Raw genomic sequence first — 18,161 nt, forward strand, 5'->3', positions numbered from 1 at the left:
GTAAATTTACCCTCACTATTTTTATATATGAACTTGGAATACACCGTTCGATACCATGCTAGAAACCAGTATGAAACCCTGGTAAAAAGTGCTGTTTGGCAATTTTTAATCCAACCCGAAAATAACGATAATCAAACAGTGTTAGACGCCCATTTCTCCAGCTCCGTCGACGGCAGGGTGGATCCAACAATTAACGGACTCGGTTTTGAGGCTATTCGTTATTCCGTAGATATCCCTTTTAACGAAATTAACTTTGAAGCTTCATATAAGGTTATCAAAGAACCCATTAATCCATTCGATTTACTTCATCAGGAAAGGAAAAAAGACATGGAGGTCTTCAATACTTTAAAGTTTAAAGCTGACTTTGAGCCTTATTTAAGGGTTACACCCCTTACTCAGATAAGCGATAAATCAACATTTACATTTAATGCAGAAACATCCACTTTCAACCAACTTCAAGAGTTAAATTCTTGGGTGTATAACTACATTGAATTTCAAGCAGGGGTTACATCGGTGCAAACAACAGCTTCCAAAGTACTTAGTCTGGGCCGTGGGGTTTGTCAAGATTTCACTCATTTATTTTGTGCTATTTGTCGGGCCAACGGCATCCCATCACGCTATGTATCTGGTTATCTTCATCAAGGATTGGGCTACTCGGGAGACGCCCAATTGCATGCTTGGGCAGAGAGTTACCTCCCAAAAGTAGGATGGGTAGGCTTCGACCCAACCAACAATTTGCTCACAAACCAAGATCATATAAAAATTTGCCACGGGAAAGATTACCAAGATTGCGCACCATTAAAGGGAGTAATTTATGCAGTTGGCAATGGGAACAACTCCACGGAGCATACCGTACAGGTTTCCGCACAGCAGTAAATATTATTCTTTCCCCAAAAAAATATTATATCATTTTTAAAAGTATAGTACTTTTGAAGAAAATTATTTTTTATGATTACTACCGATCAGGTAAAGAGTCTTGCTGAAAGAGTTGCAGGTTTAAAGAAGTATCTAAATATAGAGCAAAAGTTGATTGAAATTCAGAATGAAGAGGAAAAGACTTTTGCACCCGATTTTTGGGATAATCCCAAAGAAGCTGAAATCATTATGAAAGAACTTCGTACTCAGAAAAAGTGGGTAGAAGATTACAACAAAGCCAATACCTTGGTAAACGATTTGGATGTACTTCTTGAATTTTATAAAGAAGGAGAGGCTACAGAAGAGGATATTACCAATCAATATACAAAAGCAAAAGACCTTATTGAAAGCATGGAGTTTAAAAACATGCTTTCTGAAGAAGGTGACCAAATGAGCGCTGTTTTGCAAATTACTGCCGGAGCCGGCGGTACCGAAAGTTGCGATTGGGCCTCTATGCTTATGCGTATGTACTTAATGTGGGGAGAGAAACACGGATTTAAAATTAAAGAGCTTAACCATCAAGAAGGAGACGTTGCTGGTATAAAAACAGTTACGTTGGAATTTGAAGGAGATTTTGCCTTTGGTTGGCTAAAAGGAGAAAATGGAGTGCACCGCTTGGTTAGAATTTCCCCGTTTGATAGTAACGCTAAGCGGCATACGTCGTTTGCCTCCGTTTATGTTTATCCGCTAGCAGACGATTCCATTGAAATTGACATCAACCCTGCCGATATTTCTTGGGATTTTGCCCGCTCCAGTGGTGCCGGAGGACAGAACGTAAACAAGGTGGAAACGAAAGCCATTCTTACCCACCACCCTACCGGAATTATAATTCATAATTCGGAAACAAGATCGCAGTTGGAAAACCGTGAAAAAGCGATGCAAATGCTTAAATCGCAACTCTATGAGATTGAATTGAAGAAAAGACAGGCCGCTCGGGACGAAATTGAATCTTCTAAAATGAAAATTGAATGGGGATCACAAATAAGAAATTATGTGATGCATCCTTATAAATTGGTGAAAGATGTGCGTACCGCCCACGAAACTGGAAATGTAGATGCTGTAATGGATGGAGATATTGATGCCTTTCTAAAAGCCTATCTCATGATGATGGGACAACAAGAAGATGAGGCATTATAACCCGCAAAATCATTTTAAATTATCTAATCATAGAAAGTAGCAATACAAAAAAAGTGTTTTTTAGAGCTGTATAGTTCATTTTTGCAGACATAACAAATTCAAAAAAATCATGATTAAAATATACCACAATCCGAGATGTAGAAAATCAAGGGAAGGACTTCAAATAATAGAAGAATCAGGAAAAGAATATGAAGTTGTAAAATACTTAGAAGATGTCCCTTCAGAAAAAGAACTACGGAAAATTCTAAATTGTCTCGATATAAAACCTATCAACTTAGTTAGGAAAAATGAAGCCATCTGGAAAGAAAACTACAAAAACAGGTCCCTTTCTGACGATGAAATCATTGAAGCCATGTTGGAAAATCCAAAACTTATTGAACGACCTATCGTATTAAAAAACAATGTTGCTGTTATAGGTAGACCGCCTGAAAATATTAAGTCAATTTTATGATAAGTTTAACCTAGTGTAGTGCATGCATCGTCTATTTTTGGGAACATCCTAACCTCAGGTGTTAAACTACTACTAATACAACTTTTATGAGATTCAGACTTTTCTGCCTCACGGCAGCAATTTTATGTACTACCTTTTTATTTGCCCAACGACCAAATAAAAATCAACAACAAATAACGGTGTCCGGTAAAGCTATAGATGCTGAAACCGGTCAACCATTGGAATACGCAACGCTGGTTTTGGAAAGTCTTGATATTCCTGGTGATGTAACGGGAGGCGTAACCGATTTCGAAGGAAACTTTTCCGTAGATGCTCCGGTAGGAAAATACAATATAAAACTGGAATATATTTCTTACAAACCGTATGTTTTGAACAATCAAAACCTTACGGCGGATAGAGACCTTGGCACTGTAAAACTTACATTAAATGTTTCTGAACTGGATGCTGTGGAGGTAACTGGAGAGAAAACCACCGTTGAAATCCGTTTAGACAAAAAAGTGTATAACATTGGTAAAGACTTAACTACCAGTGGTGGAACAGTTTCCGATGCTTTGAACAACGTTCCTTCTGTTACTGTGGATGTTGAAGGCGCTATTGCCCTCCGCGGAAATGAAAATGTACGTATCCTTATCAATGGAAAACCTTCTGCTTTGGCAGGTTTTGGTTCTACCGAGGCGCTTCGCCAGCTTCCAGCTGATGCTATTGAAAAAGTAGAGGTAATTACCAGTCCGTCTGCTCGTTATGACGCCGAAGGTACCGCAGGTATTTTAAATATCATTTTAAAGAAAGAAAAAACGTTAGGCTTTAATGGTTCGGTAAATTTAAACACAGGATTTCCAATAAGCAGCCAGACAAACGTTAACTTAAATCTTCGTACGGATAAGTTCAATGTCTTCACCACATTGGGTCACTTTTACAGAGAACCTCCGGGGAATGCTTTTTTCGACAATACTTATTTCAACTCCAAGTTCGATCGCATAATAGAAGATCGTGACTATACAAGGCAAGATCAAGGATTCAATATCAATCTGGGAATGGAGTATTTCTTAACGGAAACTTCTTCCATTACCGGTAGTTTCTTTACTCGATTTTCTGATGAAAAGGATGCTACGGAAAATAACACTGTTCGATTCATAAATAGTTCAGTAGATAGTCGAACTTTTAGAGAAGAAATTGAAAATGAAGATGATCAAACGTATCAGTTTTCTTTGAATTACACCAACGATTTAGATGAAGATGGACAGCAATTAACAGCCGATCTACAATATTCTAGGGACAAAGAAGTGGTAAACACCGATATTGACGAGAATCAGTTTTTCCCTACGAATGAATTAATTAACCGAGAGAAGGTTTTTGAAGACGAAAGGGAAACCGAATTCTTAGCACAGGTAGATTATGTTTTACCTATGGGGGAAGCTCAGTTTGAAGCAGGTGGTAGAAGTACGTACGAAAAAAACGTAAACGATTATCAATTGGATGTTTTTAATCCAAATAGCAATGCTTTTGAAACCAATATCAATCTTACCAACGAATTTACATACATAGAAAATGTAAATGCCATTTATACCCAGTATGGAAATAAATTTGGTAAATTTTCTTTTCTAGCCGGTTTAAGGTTAGAAAACACCAGATTACGAGGTAAAGTAGTTTCAGAAATAGATGAAGAAGAACTTTCCGATACTTTGGGTATTGACTTTGATCCCGATTTTGACAAAAAATACTTAAACCTATTCCCTACTGTAAATCTTACATACGAAATACAGGAAAATGAAAACATAACCTTGGGTTACAATAGAAGGATTAATCGTCCGCGAGGATGGTTTGTTAATCCGTTTCCTTCACGTTCCAGTAGAGCTAATATTTTTCAAGGGAATCCAGATTTAAATCCGGCTTTTGCAGACGCTTTCGATTTAGGGTACTTAAAGCGCTGGGATAAACTTACGCTAACTTCTTCCGTTTATTACCAACGGGAAACAGACGCGTTTGAAAGAATTCAGCGTGAAACAGGTCAAGAAACCTCAGATGGGATAGAAATTGTGAGCTCTATACCTATCAACCTCGCTACCGAACAACGATACGGAGGAGAAGTTGGGGTTATGTACAGTGGTATAAAATGGCTTCGCCTTAACGGAAGTTTTAACTTTTTTAAATTTGAAAAGGAAGGAGAATACGATGGTATTGATTACGGGGCGAGCAACACCAGTTGGTTTTCCCGTTTGAGTGCCAAAGTAAACCTTCCTGCCAAAATTGATTGGCAAACCAACGGATTTTATATGGGGCCGCGTGAAAACTCCCAAACAAAAACCGAAGGTATGGTATCTATAGACATGGCTTTCAGTAAAGATATAATGGATGACAATGCAACCATTTCCTTAAATGTAAACGATATGTTTAATTCTCGTATTCGCCGCTCATTTACGGAAGCGTTTAACGATATGGGAGATTTAACCTTTACTTCGGATAGTGAATTCCAATGGAGACAACGACAGTTTACGGTTTCCTTTATTTATCGTTTCAACCAGCCTAAAAACCAACGCGAAGAGCGTAGAGGCAATGACGGCAATGGAGATGATGGCGGTGAGTACGGAGGCGCTTAAGAAGCTTCTTCTTAGAAAATATAAAATGGTTAATCGTTAATTTATTTTTCGATTAACCATTTCTTTTTACAACCTTCTTTAAATACGTTTCTTATGGATTTAAAAAAAGTTGATTTTATTTCTGAAAGGAAAGCTTATTTTTCAATGAAAAGTAGCCCCGCCAGGACTCGAACCTGGATCTAAAGTTTAGGAAACTTCTATTCTATCCCTTGAACTACGGGGCCTCAGGATGATCAAAAATAATACAAAAATCGAAATCGCAAAACTAGTTTCTTTCTTTCGTAAACAATCCAATGAAGCTCAAATTCTACTGAGAAAACAGATATTTGCCCATTTTCTAATTGAAAGTTGCTCCCTACATTTTTCCGCTAATTTAAAGAGCGGAAAACTATAAATAGTATATTTACCAAAATTTTGCAGATGGACAAGAAAGTTACACCTTACGGTGATTCATCCCTTGGAAAAAAGGAACAAGTAACCAAAATGTTTGATACCATTTCTGGGAAATACGACGGTCTAAACCGGGTTATTTCTTTCGGAATCGATGTTAAGTGGCGGGAAAAAGTGGTATCTATGATAAATAATACCCATCCAGAAAGTGTTTTGGATATCGCTACAGGTACGGGAGATTTAGCTATAAATATGGCATTGCAAACTAACGCCAATAAAATTGTAGGTCTCGACATTTCCCCAGGCATGTTAGAAGTTGGAAAGCAAAAAGTTTCCCAAAAAAAACTTTCAGAAAAAATTGAAATGGTACTTGGCGATAGTGAAGCTTTACCTTTTGAAGACAATTATTTTGATGCTGTGACCGTGGCTTTTGGAGTTCGTAATTTTGAAGACTTGGAAAAAGGATTATCAGAAATTTTCCGCGTACTAAAAAAAGGTGGAATTTTTGTGGTATTGGAAACATCTGTTCCTACAAAACCACCCTACAAACAAGGATACAACATTTACACTCGTGGAATTCTTCCATTAATTGGAAAGGTGTTTTCTAAAGACCGTTCTGCATATGCTTATTTATCCAAATCTGCTTCAGTTTTTCCTTTTGGGGAAGATTTCAACAATATTTTACGTAAAATTGGGTTTACTAATGTAAAAGACCGTCCACAAACATTTGGAGTGGCAACCATTTATGAAGCGTACAAATAAAAAATAACCTTGACTAACTTAACCTGTATAATGAAAAAAGCACTCTTTTTAGTATTGTTTTCCATGTGTGGATCGCTCACACTTTTCGCTCAGTTTAAAGAAGACCCCATTCTTAACTTAGAAAACGAGGACAAAAAGCGTCTTAATTGGGGGTATTTTTTAGGGCTTAATCAGTATGATTTTAAATTCGATTACAACGAATACGACCCTGCACAAAATAAAACAGATGTACTGGTTGCAAAAAATTTTGGTTTTAATGTAGGACTTATTGGAGAGCTAAGGCTTAACGATTACTTCGACCTTCGCTTAGAACCAGGCCTTTATTACACACAGCGGGATTTAGGTTTTCCTGGATTCTCAGATGAACGTGATTTTCTTCGTGAAGTAAAATCAACTTACATCCATGTGCCGCTTTTAATAAAAGCAAGTACCAAACGGTTAGGGAATTTCAAACCTTATGTAGTCGGTGGCGTTTCTGCATCATTAAATTTAAGCAGTAATCAAGACAATGCTGAAGATAATAGCACGGGTACTTTCAGAATGAAAAAAAGCACATATTACTATGAGCTTGGCTTCGGAATTGATTTCTATTTGTACTATTTTAAATTTTCGCCGTCCATCCGAGGTGTTTTTGCTTTAACCGATGAACTGGTGCAGGACAACAATCCCAACAGTCAGTGGACATCCAATATCAATGGAATGTATTCCAGGGCTGTATTTATAAACTTTACTTTTGAATAGTTTTATTGCTGAAGAAATTATTTTCTGACATTTCTTTTTTTGAGATTTCCTAACTTCAAGTTTTAATGTATTTAATAGCTTGATGGTTATGTAATTTAACGGATACAAACTCCATGATATTTGTTCTAGTTTCTTTGTGCTGCTCAATATAATTCTGAAATCTTAATTCTAATTCCCCAACGCCCTCTCGTCTATTCCGCTAGTAACTTCAGAAGAAACTAAGTATCTTTGAAATCTAATTTTTTCAGAAGAAATATCATGAAGAATAAACTAAGGATTGTATTTATGGGTACTCCTGATTTTGCAGTGGGAACCCTTCAAAATATTTTAGAAAACGGTTATGAAGTAGTAGGCCTCATCACCGCGCCAGACAGACCAGCAGGAAGAGGAAGAAAAGTGCAACAATCTGCCGTTAAACAGTTCGCCCTGGAAAGAAATTTACCTGTTTTACAGCCCACCAACTTAAAAGATGAAAATTTTTTAAATCAATTAAAAGAGTTAAATGCAAACCTTCAGGTAGTTGTTGCTTTTAGAATGTTACCCGAAGTAGTATGGAAAATGCCGTCGCTGGGCACTTTTAACCTTCATGCTTCATTGCTGCCAGATTATCGCGGTGCTGCACCCATAAATTGGGCGATTATCAACGGAGAAACTAAAACTGGGGTTACCACCTTTTTTATAGATGAAAAAATAGATACGGGAGCTATCATTGAACAAAAAGAAGTTTCCATTGAGGAGCATGAAGATGCTGGGAGTCTTCATGACAAATTAAAGGCCACTGGAGCCAATTTGGTTGTAGATACGCTAGAAAAAATTGAAAAAGGAAAAGTAGAACCGCAAGTTCAACCAAAGGAAGAAGGTTTAAAAACGGCTTACAAACTAAATAAAGAAAACACAAAAATTAACTGGAATCAAAGTACACAAGAGATTTACAATCTAATTAGAGGGCTCAGCCCCTATCCTACTGCTTGGAGTTACTTAAAAAATGGAGAAGCCGAACCGGTAAATGTGAAATTTTATGAGGTAGAGAAAGAAATTGGAACACCTAACAGCGATGTTGGAAGTATTTTAATAGAAAATAATACGGTTCGTGTTTCTACGCTAGACGGATTTATCATCCTGAAAACAATACAGTTACCCGGAAAACGAAAAATGTCTATTAAAGATGTTCTGAACGGATACAAGTTCGAGGAAAATTCGAAAATGCTGTGAAACCGCATTATAGTTGGGATTCAGGAATAATAATAAAAACAAGGGTACTTTATCAACAATAAGCGGAAGTTATTAACAAAATCCTCGATTTCCTTTGATATTCCTTGCGTGGGAAGTAAATCCGTATAATTTTGTGTATCAAATTAAATAAATGTTTAACCGTATATTCATTTAAAATCTTTAAATTATGAACAAAACAGAATTAATCGATGCAATGGCTGCTGATGCAGGAATTACAAAAGCAGCAGCAAAAAAAGCATTAGAATCTTTTTTAGGTAGTGTAGAAAGTACACTAAAAAAAGGTGGTAGAGTTTCCCTAGTTGGTTTTGGATCTTGGTCAGTATCTAAAAGATCTGCAAGAGAAGGAAGAAACCCTCAAACTGGAAAAACTATTAAAATTGCTGCTAAAAATGTAGTTAAATTTAAAGCAGGTGCAGAATTGGCCGGTGCTGTAAATTAATTAAACAAGCTCAAAATAGTTACTAAAAGCGTCTTAATGGCGCTTTTTTTGGCTCTTTGTCCAAAAAAACTTACATTAAAATTTGACTATTCCTCTTTTTTTTATAGATTTAAAAGAAAAATTCGTGAGCTTATGGTTGCTTTAACTCCAAAGAAAGGCCATTTGCTAATTGCCGAGCCCTCCATAATTGGCGATGTAGCTTTCAACAGGTCAGTAGTATTGCTCGCCGAGCACAATAGTGAGGGATCAATAGGTTTTATTTTAAATAAGCCCTTAGAATTTCGCCTTAACGAGCTTGTTCCCGAAATCAAGAAATCTTTAAAAGTCTATAATGGTGGCCCTGTAGAACAGGATAACCTGTATTTTATACATAAAATTCCTCATCTTATTTCTAACAGCATAGAAATATCCAACGGAATTTATTGGGGAGGAGATTTTGAAACCATTATCGATCTTATCAATCAAGGCGATATAAAAGATTCTGAAATTAAATTCTTCTTAGGCTATTCGGGTTGGGATATGTTCCAACTTGAGAAAGAGCTTACCAGTAACTCTTGGGTGGTTTCTGAAAATAAATACAAAAGTAATGTAATTAAAAAATCACCGATGGACTTCTGGAAAGAAAAAATGCTGGAACTAGGCGGTGATTACCTTATTTGGTCCAACGCACCGGAAAATCCTATTTTAAATTAACTTATATAGAATTAGGCTAATCGAGCTCTCGCATTCAGTTTTCCAATTAATTGTTTAGCCTTATCATTTCCATACGTTTTTTTGCGGTATTTGGTAATGGAAGTAATCCCAGAGATAACATTGGTAGTAAACAATTCGTCTGCTTTTTGAAGCTCAAATGGTGAAATAGATTCTTCTTTAAGTTCTAAATCATCCGATTTTTCAATGATTTCTATAAGTTGCTTGCGTAAAATTCCGTTTAAGCAACCTTCAGAAATTGGCGGGGTTTTAAGTATGTTGCCTTTTACTAGAAATAGATTGCCGTTAGTAGCTTCTATCACGTTCTTTTTCTCGTTCAGCAACAAACAGTTGTCATAATCATTTTCTTTGGCGAAAATTCCTGCCAGCACGTTTAAAATCTTGTTATTGCTCTTTAAGGAAGCTAATAAACCCGAATTCACATAATGATCTTTAAACAACTCCACTTCGCAAGAAGAATCCTTTAAAATATAAAAAGGGTGCTCTAGCTCGACAGCCTCAATGATGTAAGTAATTTCATTATTTTCGGGCGTATAGAAACCTCCTGTATTTCTATAAACCGTAATTCTAATGCGAGCAGGTTTACTTTCCAAGCCATTTTCTTGAATCGTTCTTTCAATTTCCTGCTGAAGAAACTCCATGGTAAAACTCATAGGAATTTCCATACGCATGATACGCATGGACGCCATTAAACGAAGGTAATGCGACTCCCAAAAGAAAATTTTGTTGTTCACTACGCGAATGGTTTCAAACAAAGCATCGCCATAACGTAATCCACGATTCTCTTCATTTAAAAAATGGGTTCCTGCCGCTAGTATTTCTCCGTTAAAATTTACCATAAAAAAATGCCTTGAAAATTCAAGGCACAAATATACTTTTTAAGATTGTGGATTCCTAAGCAGAACCCAATACTTGTTTAAGATCTGAAATTTGATTCTCCCACAACATTTTCGCTTCATCCACTTCATCTTCATCGGTAAAATCTGTAACTACCAACGAAACGTCTTTTGTAATTTCATCGACTACAATTTTAATTTCAAAGAAAGTATCTTCATCACCTTCTACCCATTTAAATTTTACCAGTTCTCCACTCTTTTTACGAACTAATTTTGCTTGCTCTTCGGATCCATCCCAAATAAACGTGAAAAGCTCACCACGTGAATTTACATTGTCTGCAAACCATTCTGATAATCCTGAAGGGGTTGAAATATATTGATACAATAATTGAGGCGAAGATTGTATAGGAAATTCCAATTCATATTTTACTTTCTCTTCCATACTTTAAAATCATAATTTATAAAGCGACAATATAATTATTTCTGACTAACTAGATCAATTTTATTTAAAAAAATATTTTTCGTGTTTGATTTGATTAAGATGAATTTGTTTTTATATTTGCACCCGCATTCACAAAGCGATTGCGAAATAAAAATGGCGAGGTAGCTCAGTTGGTTAGAGCGTCGGATTCATAACCCGGAGGTCACGAGTTCAAATCTCGTTCTCGCTACAAGAAAAGATAAGGCTTCACAGCAATGTGGGGCCTTTTTTGGTTTATTGAATTACTGAATTCTTTTTAGAAATGGAATGAGTTAAAAAGAAAAAGAGATAAGGTTTATTACTTTTCGATAATCACGAGATAGCTGAAACCTAAAACTCCTAAACTCTCAACATTCAGTTTCTATCTTTTAATTGTTGATTTGTTAAGTTGCTGTGTTGTCTAGTTGCAGAGGTTCAAAGGTGCAAAGTTTTTCGTTGTTAGTTGTTCGACTAAACTAGAAACTTTAAACTAAAAACTCTTTAGACTACTAAAGTCATATCGACCATAGGGAGATATCGCATCCAGTTATTCAAAAGAGTAATGTGATTTCTCTGTCTCACTTTCAGTCGACTTCGAAATGACTTGAAACTTCAAACCTCTAGCTTCCAGCATCCGACTTCCGTCTTCCCTCTTTTTAGTTATTTAATGAAGTTTTTAGCTTAAATGGTCTCCTTTTTAGGTTAAAGGATGAAATTTTTAGGTGGTACACCCAAACTTTTAGGTAGAAGAGCTAAACGTTTAGGTTGTTCTTTAAAACTTTTGGGTGTTTTGTCTAATGTTTTAGCCTCAAGACCTAAAATTTTAGGTTCAGGACCTAAAAATTTGGCTTTGGGACCTAAAAATTGCCCGATTTTGCCAAAAAACTCTGTTTCAAAAGCTAAAAAGAATGTAATATCACCTAAACAGGTGGTTTTTGAACCCAAATGGTTGATTGTTGAGGCGTAAAGTTGAGTACGTCTTAAAAGTTGCCGAGCGTCAAAGGTTTGAGGGTTTAAAGTTTTTTTGATCCTTTTATTTCTAACAGATACAGAAAATTCAAACCACAAATCCTTCTAACTTACAGTATCTAGCTTTCAGCTTCTGACTTCCAACTTCTATCTTCTGTCTTCAAACAACTTTACAGAAGGTTGTTTTCGGCTATCCTCAAAGGTTTTTTTGGATCCTTTAAGTTGAAAAATAGGGATACAAAAAAAGGCCCCTCTTACGAGAAGCCTCTTGCTTTGGGTGGAAGACCGGTTGCCGACGCTAACGGTCGGCATCAAGACATTGATTCCTTGAATCAATCGTCTTGATTCGAACTATATTTTACAATAAATGATTCCAATCTGGAGCGATTAAGGTTCTTAAGCTTGCGTTCCAAACTAAGGGCCTCTTTTTTAGTGGCTTTTTCAATGGTTAACATTAGTTTCCATGGAGCACCTTTGGAAGTGAAATTTTCCAATCCAGAATTATGTCGGTACAAACGATCATTCATATCACGAGTAAAACCCTTGTAATATTTATCTAATTTTTCAGAATAAAGAATATAAACGAAATACATCACGGGAAGATACAAAAAAGGCCTCTCTTACGAGAAGCCTCTTGCTTTGGGTGGAAGACCGGTTTCGAACCGGCGACCTCTAGAACCACAATCTAGCGCTCTAACCAGCTGAGCTACAACCACCGTTTAATTGCGGATGCAAATGTAATCGATTTTATTTCTTTTGCAAAGAAAAAAGTAAGTTTTTTACACTAAATTATCTAACTCATTCACGCCCAGCAATCTTTCTGCGGTAAATCCTTCCGCATGCTCCACACCTATCAACCTTCCTAGATCCCGAGCCCTGTAATCTAAACTGTCAAAAAAGTTTTTACTGGTAATGGGCGTTTCCGGTTCTTTGCTTTTTGGGTCGAAAAATTGTGAGCTATATGCTTTTATAGCTTCCATTTTTGTATCTATAAATCCGCTAACATCTACTACAAAATCGGGCTCTAAATTTTTCCATTGAATATAATGGTATACATATTTTGGGCGCCAAGCTTCCTGTTTTTTTCCGTCGTGGGCCGTTTCAATTTTCATCAAACCGCTTAGAAAACAAGCATCGCTTACCAATTTACTACCCTTTGCATGGTCAATATGCCTGTCGTCTATGGAATTGCACAAAACAATGTCGGGTTTGTACTTTCTAATCATTTTAATTACTTCCAGCTGATGCTCTTTATCATTTATAAAAAAACCATCGGCAAAACGTAAATTTTCACGAACTTCAACCCCTAGTATTTTAGCGGCTTTAGCAGCTTCTTTATCTCTCAATTCAGCAGAACCTCTTGTTCCTAACTCACCTCTTGTAAGGTCTATAATACCGGCAGATTTCCCAAACTTTATTTCTTTGGCGAGTGTTGCGCCACAGCCTAATTCAACATCATCGGGATGCGAACCAAAAGCTAATATATCTAGTTTCATTGTTTATTTTAATTTAATAATTTGTTTCTGATACTCCATGACAACATTAAAATAATTACGCGAGTTGTATGTCAGTTTCATTACTCAAGTGCAGAAACTTTTGGAATTTCAAGTATAAGAGCGCTCTTTCATTTCTTTTGCTCGCCCAAAAGAAACGAAACAAAGAAAAAGGCGCCTTATCCAAGGAATTTTTTCGACCATGAAGTCGAAAAACCGAAATCAAAACTCCGCGTCGCTCCGTTCCTACACTCCTGATCTCGGAGCTTTTGATTGCTATTCTCGGGATAAGGAGCTTAACTAAAGTTGACATTTGATATCTAGAATGAATTTATGAACTTAAAAAATATTGATTCAAAAATAAGGGAATCTAAACTTAAATCAATATACTCTTTGCTTTTACTTTGGAAACCGCTTGTTCAAAGTCGGCTATCAAGTCCCGTTTATCTTCAATACCAACGGAAAGTCTCAAAAGGTTTTCGCTTATCCCTTGCTTTTTTCTTTCTTCCTGGGATAGCAACGCATGAGACGTTTTCGCTGGGGAAACAATTGTACTCTCTACCCCTGCCAAACTCATGGAAGGTTTTATAATTTCCAATGAATTTACAAACTCAACGGAGTCAATATCAGATTTTAATTCAAAAGAAATCATCCCGCCAAACCCACGCATCTGTTCTTTTGCCAACTCGTAATCCGGATGTGTTTTGAGTCCGGGATAATACACCGTATCTATCGCTTCATTTTTACTGAAGTATTTTGCAAGTTTTTTGGCATTCCGGTTTTGTGCCTTTACACGAATACCCAGTGTTTTTATACTTCTTTCTAATAGCCAAACGGTGTAATCACTTAAACTTCCACCGAGATTTTTCCCCAATGAAAAGATTTTTTCTATGTTTTCTTCGGAAGAACAAACGGCACCGGCAAGAATATCGCTATGTCCACCCAAATATTTCGTGGCGCTGTGAATAACAACATCAATACCGAAGTCAATTGGATTCTGATTTACAGGTGAGGCAAAGGTATTATCAATCATTGTAATCAACTGATTCGTTTTTGCCAACTTGGCAATCATCGTTAAATCGGTAATGCTTAGAAGCGGATTGGAAGGCGTTTCAATGAAAATAACTTTGGTATTTGGTTTTATCTTCTCTTCAAAATCTTTTTCTGACAGTCCTTCCGTAAAGGAAAAATCAATGCCAAACCTTTTTAGTTCTTCCACAACAAAATTATACGTACCACCATAAAGTACTTTTTGCAACACCACATGGTCGCCCGCCTTTAAAAATGCTAAAAGACTGGTGCTTACCGCAGCCATCCCACTCCCAAAAATAAGTGCAGATTCTGCGTGTTCCAGGGCCGCCAATTTCTTCGCCAGACCTATTTGGTTAGGCGTATTGAAATAACGCGGGTATCGTTTTACATCAACATTTTCGTACGCATAGGAAGTAGCTGTATAAATAGGCGAAACAGCTCCTTTGTATTGGTTGTCTTTCACTTCACCTAAATGCGTGCAAATGGTATTTAACATCAAATTTTTAGAATTCATAATTTCTGAATTGATTAATGAACTTACGACAAATAAGTTCGGGTATAAAATTCCTATAAAAACAACAAAAGCTTCAACTCTCTAAGTTAAAGCTTTTGTTATTAATATGTTATATTTTTTATGAAGTACTTTTTAGAACACTATTTTATGCCTTTTTGTACATCTTTTGATAGCGCCAGTAGCTTACCCCACCTAAAATCAATACGAAAGCAACGGAATAATAAACAAAGTTTGGTGTAATTACTTTATCTCCACTAGCGTACGAGTGCAATCCAGCTAAGTAGAAATTCACCCCGAAATAGGTCATCATAATGCTGGCAAAAGCAACAATACTGGCAAAGTTAAAGCCCCATCTTCCACGAAGTCCTGGAACCAAACGCATGTGGATTACAAATGCATATACCATAATACTTATTAATGCCCAAGTTTCTTTAGGGTCCCATCCCCAGTAACGTCCCCAACTCTCGTTGGCCCATTGTCCTCCGAGGAAATTACCAATGGTAAGCATGACCAAGCCTACGGTTAAAGCCAATTCATTAATTATAGTTAATTCCTGTATGCTTAATTCCATTTTGGCCTTGTTCTTCTTGGTAGTAAAAATTATTAAGAACAATGTTACCATCCCAAGAATCATCCCCATGGTAAACGGACCGTAACTTCCTACAATAACCGCTACGTGAATCATTAACCAGTAGCTATCTAAAACGGGCTGTAAATTGGCAACGGCAGGGTCTAACCAGTTCATATGGGCTCCAAAGAGAATAATTGCCGTTACAAAGGCCGTAGCCGCCACAGTTAAGTCACTTTTTCGTGCAAACAAAAGTCCGAGTCCCATAGTACTCCACGCCACATACAAAACACTTTCATAAGCATCACTCCAAGGAGCATGTCCACTTATATACCAACGGAAGCCTAATCCAGCTGTTTGAAGGGCAAACATGACAAAAATGGCGATTTTGGAAGCAAAAATGATTCCGCGTACCACCTTATTATCATTAAATATTTGCACGATAATAGCAGTAAACATGATTATACCAATCACCAAATACCAGATTAAAAGCTCTTGAAAAATATTAACTTCGTTATATAAAATTTCAGCTTCAATTTTATTGTCTGAAGGCATTACTTCTGATCCATAATTCTTTTGGTTCTGTTTAAACGCATCTAGAATCTTATCTGCTTGCGTATAATCCCCCGTACTTTTGGCTTGCTGAAGTGCCATGAGGTAAAACGGCAATGACTTATTAATGAAATTGGCATACAAAGAATCTTTCACTTTGTAATCACCTTTTTCATAATCTGGAGCAGATATCCATTTATTGTTTTCGCTGTTTGGCAACGGATAAATACGAAGAATATCACCCCCCAGCGCTTGATTGATAAGTCCTAATTTTAAATCGAATTCCCTAAACCCCTTTTGAAAGGAGTTTGGAGTATTTGTTGCATACGCTTCTTCTAAATATGGCGCCAATTTATAGTTTACTCCATCGAAGAAATCAAGAGCTTTTACATATTCCTGATCTTTAGGCACATCGATTACCGTACGGATACTATCATTTTTTGAAGTGATGTAAATAAAATCCACATTGTACCACAATCCTGGATTCTGAAGCATGGAAAGCAACGCTTGGTTGGCATCCATACCTTCAAAAGAATCGGATTTTGTAAGCTTACGCATTAATTCCGAAGCAAAAGTATTAACAGGTTTCATTCGGCCTTCGCTATCCTGAATAACTAATGAACCAAATTTAGCTGCATGCTCCTTGTTTACCACGGTTGTTTTGAGCAGAGAATCAACCTGAGCTTTAGTTGGAGCCGCCACATGCATATGCTCCTCTTCTTCCACTTGTTGATGATCGTGATCTTTACGTTCACTATGCATCGGGATATTTTGAGCAAAACCGTTGAACAGCGTGAAAAATACCACTACTGCCGTTAATTTTGCTTTTTTAGCTTTTACTTTATCGAGCATTTCGCCAAGGCTTTTAAAACGTGTTTTTCCGAAGAACATAATACCCATAAGTCCGGCATACAAAAAGAAATAGCCGATGTAGGTTATCCAAGTTCCCCAAAAATCGTGATTTACGGATAGAATCGTCCCTTTTTCGTCTGGATCGAATCCAGATTGGAAGAAACGATATCCTTTATGATCCAATACGTGATTCATATAAATATGATAATCAAATGAGGGATCATCATTTACGGTTACTTTGCTTTCGAAAGAAGAATATCCCTTTTGAGTTCCTGGATATTTTTTGGCAATAAAATCGTTTAAGGTAATGCTAAAGGGCAATTCCTTACGAATAGATCCATAAGAAAGATGAAATTTCAATCCGCCCACCTCTACGGTTTTAGGCTGAATCAAATGTCCAACCCCTCCAAGTAATTTCACTTGTTTGGTTTCTCCGTTACTGGAAACATCCAAAATAATGGCATCGGTTTGGTCTTTAACTTTAGTCTCTGATTCAACAACGCCGTACTCCCCTTTTATAGCCTTGTCCGGAAATACAAATTGCATTCCCGCAGCATTGTAAAGCGATCGGTACATTAGCGGCTGAACGCTATCTTTTATTACTGTTCCCTGCAATTGATCTGCCATTCGCATGAAAGTTCCATCAAAAGGAGATTGTAAGGTGCTTATAGAATCGTTAACCGTAATATTGATGGCTCCTTCTGTTGGTTTATTGTAGGCAAATAAAATATTGTGAATACTAGATACTTCTCCCTCTTTAAGATAGTGGTCATGTCTACTTCCACCGCCCGCTTCCACTATTTTCAAATAGGTGTCACCATCGGGAGTTTCTATTAAGCCTTCTTCTGCACCTTCAATAAAACCAGCATACGAAACTGTGAATGGTTGCCCATTAAAGTCGGATTTCCAAGGAAGTGAAGATTTAATGGCCTCTTTGGTGACCATAATTTCATCTTGAAGCGCTTTTCGTTTCGGTTCGCCGTTTATTTCACCATCAACAAAAGCAGAAACATACTTTTTCTGTGTAAGAATATAATCAGTAGAAGCGCCTTCACGAATAGGCATTGCACCTTCGTAACCTATATAACGGGTTACAAACGCCCCGAAAATTATTAAAATGAAAGACAAGTGAAGCAAAAGAACTGGCCATTGCTCCTTTTTAAACAATCGGTAACGTTTTATATTTCCTAAGAAGTTAATCATGAAAAGCAACATAATCACTTCGAACCACCAGGTATTATAAATCCAAATTTTGGAGGTTTCGGTGCTGTACCAGCTTTCAATAAAAGTACCAAATGCCATAGCAGTTGCAAATACAACAAAAAGAATGGCCATTAAACGTGTAGAGAATAAAATCTTCTTTAGGGAATCTAACATCAGTATAAAGTGTAATTTACCAATTGAATTTCAGTGCGCAAAAATAAGGCGATTTTCTCATTTTTTACGTTAAATTAGGATAATATTAGAAAATCCATAACGTAACTTGTTGTAACTTAGTGGTAGATAATT

At 36.8% G+C, this 18,161-nt stretch carries 16 protein-coding genes and 3 tRNA genes; 11 read left to right on the top strand and 8 right to left on the bottom strand.

Annotated elements, in window-relative coordinates; genetic code table 11:
* Positions 1-27: 27 nt before the first annotated feature.
* The 4 genes from NDQ75_RS11415 to NDQ75_RS11430 all read left to right on the top strand — a co-directional run bounded on the left by NDQ75_RS11415 (position 28) and on the right by NDQ75_RS11430 (position 5,100).
* On the top strand, positions 28-876 hold the full coding sequence (locus NDQ75_RS11415) for a transglutaminase-like domain-containing protein (protein ID WP_202027611.1): 849 nt from the start codon (positions 28-30) through the stop codon (positions 874-876).
* A 72-nt stretch (positions 877-948) separates the two neighbouring features.
* On the top strand, positions 949-2,052 hold the full coding sequence (gene prfB, locus NDQ75_RS11420; protein WP_202027613.1) for a peptide chain release factor 2: 1,104 nt from the start codon (positions 949-951) through the stop codon (positions 2,050-2,052).
* 109 nt (positions 2,053-2,161) lie between these two features.
* Entirely contained in the window at positions 2,162-2,503 is a 342-nt protein-coding gene (gene arsC, locus NDQ75_RS11425) for an arsenate reductase (glutaredoxin) (RefSeq protein WP_202027615.1), read from the top strand.
* An 86-nt stretch (positions 2,504-2,589) separates the two neighbouring features.
* Positions 2,590-5,100 carry a TonB-dependent receptor domain-containing protein gene (locus NDQ75_RS11430; RefSeq protein WP_202027617.1) on the top strand — a complete coding sequence of 837 codons (2,511 nt, stop codon included), beginning with the start codon at positions 2,590-2,592 and terminating at the stop codon, positions 5,098-5,100.
* 152 nt (positions 5,101-5,252) lie between these two features.
* On the opposite strand, the gene NDQ75_RS11435 is transcribed toward NDQ75_RS11430, so the two are convergent.
* A tRNA-Arg gene (locus NDQ75_RS11435) sits at positions 5,253-5,324 on the bottom strand.
* A 196-nt stretch (positions 5,325-5,520) separates the two neighbouring features.
* Between NDQ75_RS11435 and ubiE the strand changes: the two genes are divergently transcribed.
* The 5 genes from ubiE to NDQ75_RS11460 all read left to right on the top strand — a co-directional run bounded on the left by ubiE (position 5,521) and on the right by NDQ75_RS11460 (position 9,358).
* Positions 5,521-6,252, top strand: a complete 732-nt coding sequence (gene ubiE / locus NDQ75_RS11440) for a bifunctional demethylmenaquinone methyltransferase/2-methoxy-6-polyprenyl-1,4-benzoquinol methylase UbiE (protein ID WP_202027619.1) — start codon at positions 5,521-5,523, stop codon at positions 6,250-6,252.
* 30 nt (positions 6,253-6,282) lie between these two features.
* Positions 6,283-6,993, top strand: coding sequence for a type IX secretion/gliding motility protein PorT/SprT (porT, locus tag NDQ75_RS11445; protein WP_202027621.1), 711 nt, complete (start codon positions 6,283-6,285; stop codon positions 6,991-6,993).
* Positions 6,994-7,251: 258 nt separating this feature from the next.
* On the top strand, positions 7,252-8,205 hold the full coding sequence (gene fmt / locus NDQ75_RS11450) for a methionyl-tRNA formyltransferase (RefSeq protein ID WP_202027622.1): 954 nt from the start codon (positions 7,252-7,254) through the stop codon (positions 8,203-8,205).
* 187 nt (positions 8,206-8,392) lie between these two features.
* Positions 8,393-8,665, top strand: a complete 273-nt coding sequence (locus tag NDQ75_RS11455) for an HU family DNA-binding protein (protein ID WP_178952245.1) — start codon at positions 8,393-8,395, stop codon at positions 8,663-8,665.
* 132 nt (positions 8,666-8,797) lie between these two features.
* Positions 8,798-9,358: a YqgE/AlgH family protein gene (locus tag NDQ75_RS11460; protein ID WP_202027624.1), complete on the top strand. Its 561-nt coding sequence runs from the start codon at positions 8,798-8,800 to the stop codon at positions 9,356-9,358.
* 11 nt (positions 9,359-9,369) lie between these two features.
* Here NDQ75_RS11460 and NDQ75_RS11465 read toward each other — a convergent pair whose 3' ends face one another.
* On the bottom strand, positions 9,370-10,215 hold the full coding sequence (locus NDQ75_RS11465; protein WP_202027626.1) for an aminotransferase class IV: 846 nt from the start codon (positions 10,213-10,215) through the stop codon (positions 9,370-9,372).
* A 55-nt stretch (positions 10,216-10,270) separates the two neighbouring features.
* A complete protein-coding gene (locus NDQ75_RS11470) occupies positions 10,271-10,654 on the bottom strand; it encodes an START-like domain-containing protein (RefSeq protein ID WP_202027628.1) in 384 nt (127 codons plus the stop codon).
* Between the two features lie 155 nt (positions 10,655-10,809).
* Between NDQ75_RS11470 and NDQ75_RS11475 the strand changes: the two genes are divergently transcribed.
* Positions 10,810-10,883: transfer RNA gene (locus NDQ75_RS11475), tRNA-Met, on the top strand.
* Positions 10,884-11,381: 498 nt separating this feature from the next.
* A complete protein-coding gene (locus NDQ75_RS11480) occupies positions 11,382-11,639 on the top strand; it encodes a hypothetical protein (protein WP_202027630.1) in 258 nt (85 codons plus the stop codon).
* A gap of 334 nt (positions 11,640-11,973) precedes the next feature.
* Here the strand turns inward: NDQ75_RS11480 and NDQ75_RS11485 are convergent, their stop codons facing one another.
* From NDQ75_RS11485 to ccsA, 5 genes are all read right to left on the bottom strand, one after another.
* Positions 11,974-12,234 (bottom strand): GIY-YIG nuclease family protein, encoded by a 261-nt coding sequence (locus NDQ75_RS11485; protein WP_202027632.1) that lies wholly within the window; start codon positions 12,232-12,234, stop codon positions 11,974-11,976.
* Positions 12,235-12,282: 48 nt separating this feature from the next.
* Positions 12,283-12,358, bottom strand: a tRNA-His gene (locus tag NDQ75_RS11490).
* Positions 12,359-12,420: 62 nt separating this feature from the next.
* Entirely contained in the window at positions 12,421-13,137 is a 717-nt protein-coding gene (gene bshB1 / locus NDQ75_RS11495; protein WP_202027634.1) for a bacillithiol biosynthesis deacetylase BshB1, read from the bottom strand.
* 373 nt (positions 13,138-13,510) lie between these two features.
* Complete coding sequence (locus tag NDQ75_RS11500; protein WP_202027636.1) at positions 13,511-14,680, bottom strand: trans-sulfuration enzyme family protein; 1,170 nt, start codon at positions 14,678-14,680, stop codon at positions 13,511-13,513.
* Positions 14,681-14,825: 145 nt separating this feature from the next.
* Positions 14,826-18,029, bottom strand: coding sequence for a cytochrome c biogenesis protein CcsA (gene ccsA / locus NDQ75_RS11505; protein ID WP_202027641.1), 3,204 nt, complete (start codon positions 18,027-18,029; stop codon positions 14,826-14,828).
* Positions 18,030-18,161 lie beyond the last annotated feature (132 nt).

The organism is Galbibacter mesophilus (assembly GCF_023721415.1).
In the GTDB taxonomy this organism is placed as follows: domain Bacteria; phylum Bacteroidota; class Bacteroidia; order Flavobacteriales; family Flavobacteriaceae; genus Galbibacter; species Galbibacter mesophilus.

Bases quoted from the DNA above. Each gene is read 5' to 3' on its own strand.
- NDQ75_RS11415 (WP_202027611.1), top strand. From the start codon at position 28: ATGAACTTGGAATACACCGTTCGATACCATGCTAGAAACCAGTATGAA.
- prfB (WP_202027613.1), top strand. From the start codon at position 949: ATGATTACTACCGATCAGGTAAAGAGTCTTGCTGAAAGAGTTGCAGGT.
- arsC (WP_202027615.1), top strand. From the start codon at position 2,162: ATGATTAAAATATACCACAATCCGAGATGTAGAAAATCAAGGGAAGGA.
- NDQ75_RS11430 (WP_202027617.1), top strand. From the start codon at position 2,590: ATGAGATTCAGACTTTTCTGCCTCACGGCAGCAATTTTATGTACTACC.
- ubiE (WP_202027619.1), top strand. From the start codon at position 5,521: ATGGACAAGAAAGTTACACCTTACGGTGATTCATCCCTTGGAAAAAAG.
- porT (WP_202027621.1), top strand. From the start codon at position 6,283: ATGAAAAAAGCACTCTTTTTAGTATTGTTTTCCATGTGTGGATCGCTC.
- fmt (WP_202027622.1), top strand. From the start codon at position 7,252: ATGAAGAATAAACTAAGGATTGTATTTATGGGTACTCCTGATTTTGCA.
- NDQ75_RS11455 (WP_178952245.1), top strand. From the start codon at position 8,393: ATGAACAAAACAGAATTAATCGATGCAATGGCTGCTGATGCAGGAATT.
- NDQ75_RS11460 (WP_202027624.1), top strand. From the start codon at position 8,798: ATGGTTGCTTTAACTCCAAAGAAAGGCCATTTGCTAATTGCCGAGCCC.
- NDQ75_RS11465 (WP_202027626.1), bottom strand. From the start codon at position 10,215: ATGGTAAATTTTAACGGAGAAATACTAGCGGCAGGAACCCATTTTTTA.
- NDQ75_RS11470 (WP_202027628.1), bottom strand. From the start codon at position 10,654: ATGGAAGAGAAAGTAAAATATGAATTGGAATTTCCTATACAATCTTCG.
- NDQ75_RS11480 (WP_202027630.1), top strand. From the start codon at position 11,382: ATGAAATTTTTAGGTGGTACACCCAAACTTTTAGGTAGAAGAGCTAAA.
- NDQ75_RS11485 (WP_202027632.1), bottom strand. From the start codon at position 12,234: ATGTATTTCGTTTATATTCTTTATTCTGAAAAATTAGATAAATATTAC.
- bshB1 (WP_202027634.1), bottom strand. From the start codon at position 13,137: ATGAAACTAGATATATTAGCTTTTGGTTCGCATCCCGATGATGTTGAA.
- NDQ75_RS11500 (WP_202027636.1), bottom strand. From the start codon at position 14,680: ATGAATTCTAAAAATTTGATGTTAAATACCATTTGCACGCATTTAGGT.
- ccsA (WP_202027641.1), bottom strand. From the start codon at position 18,029: ATGTTAGATTCCCTAAAGAAGATTTTATTCTCTACACGTTTAATGGCC.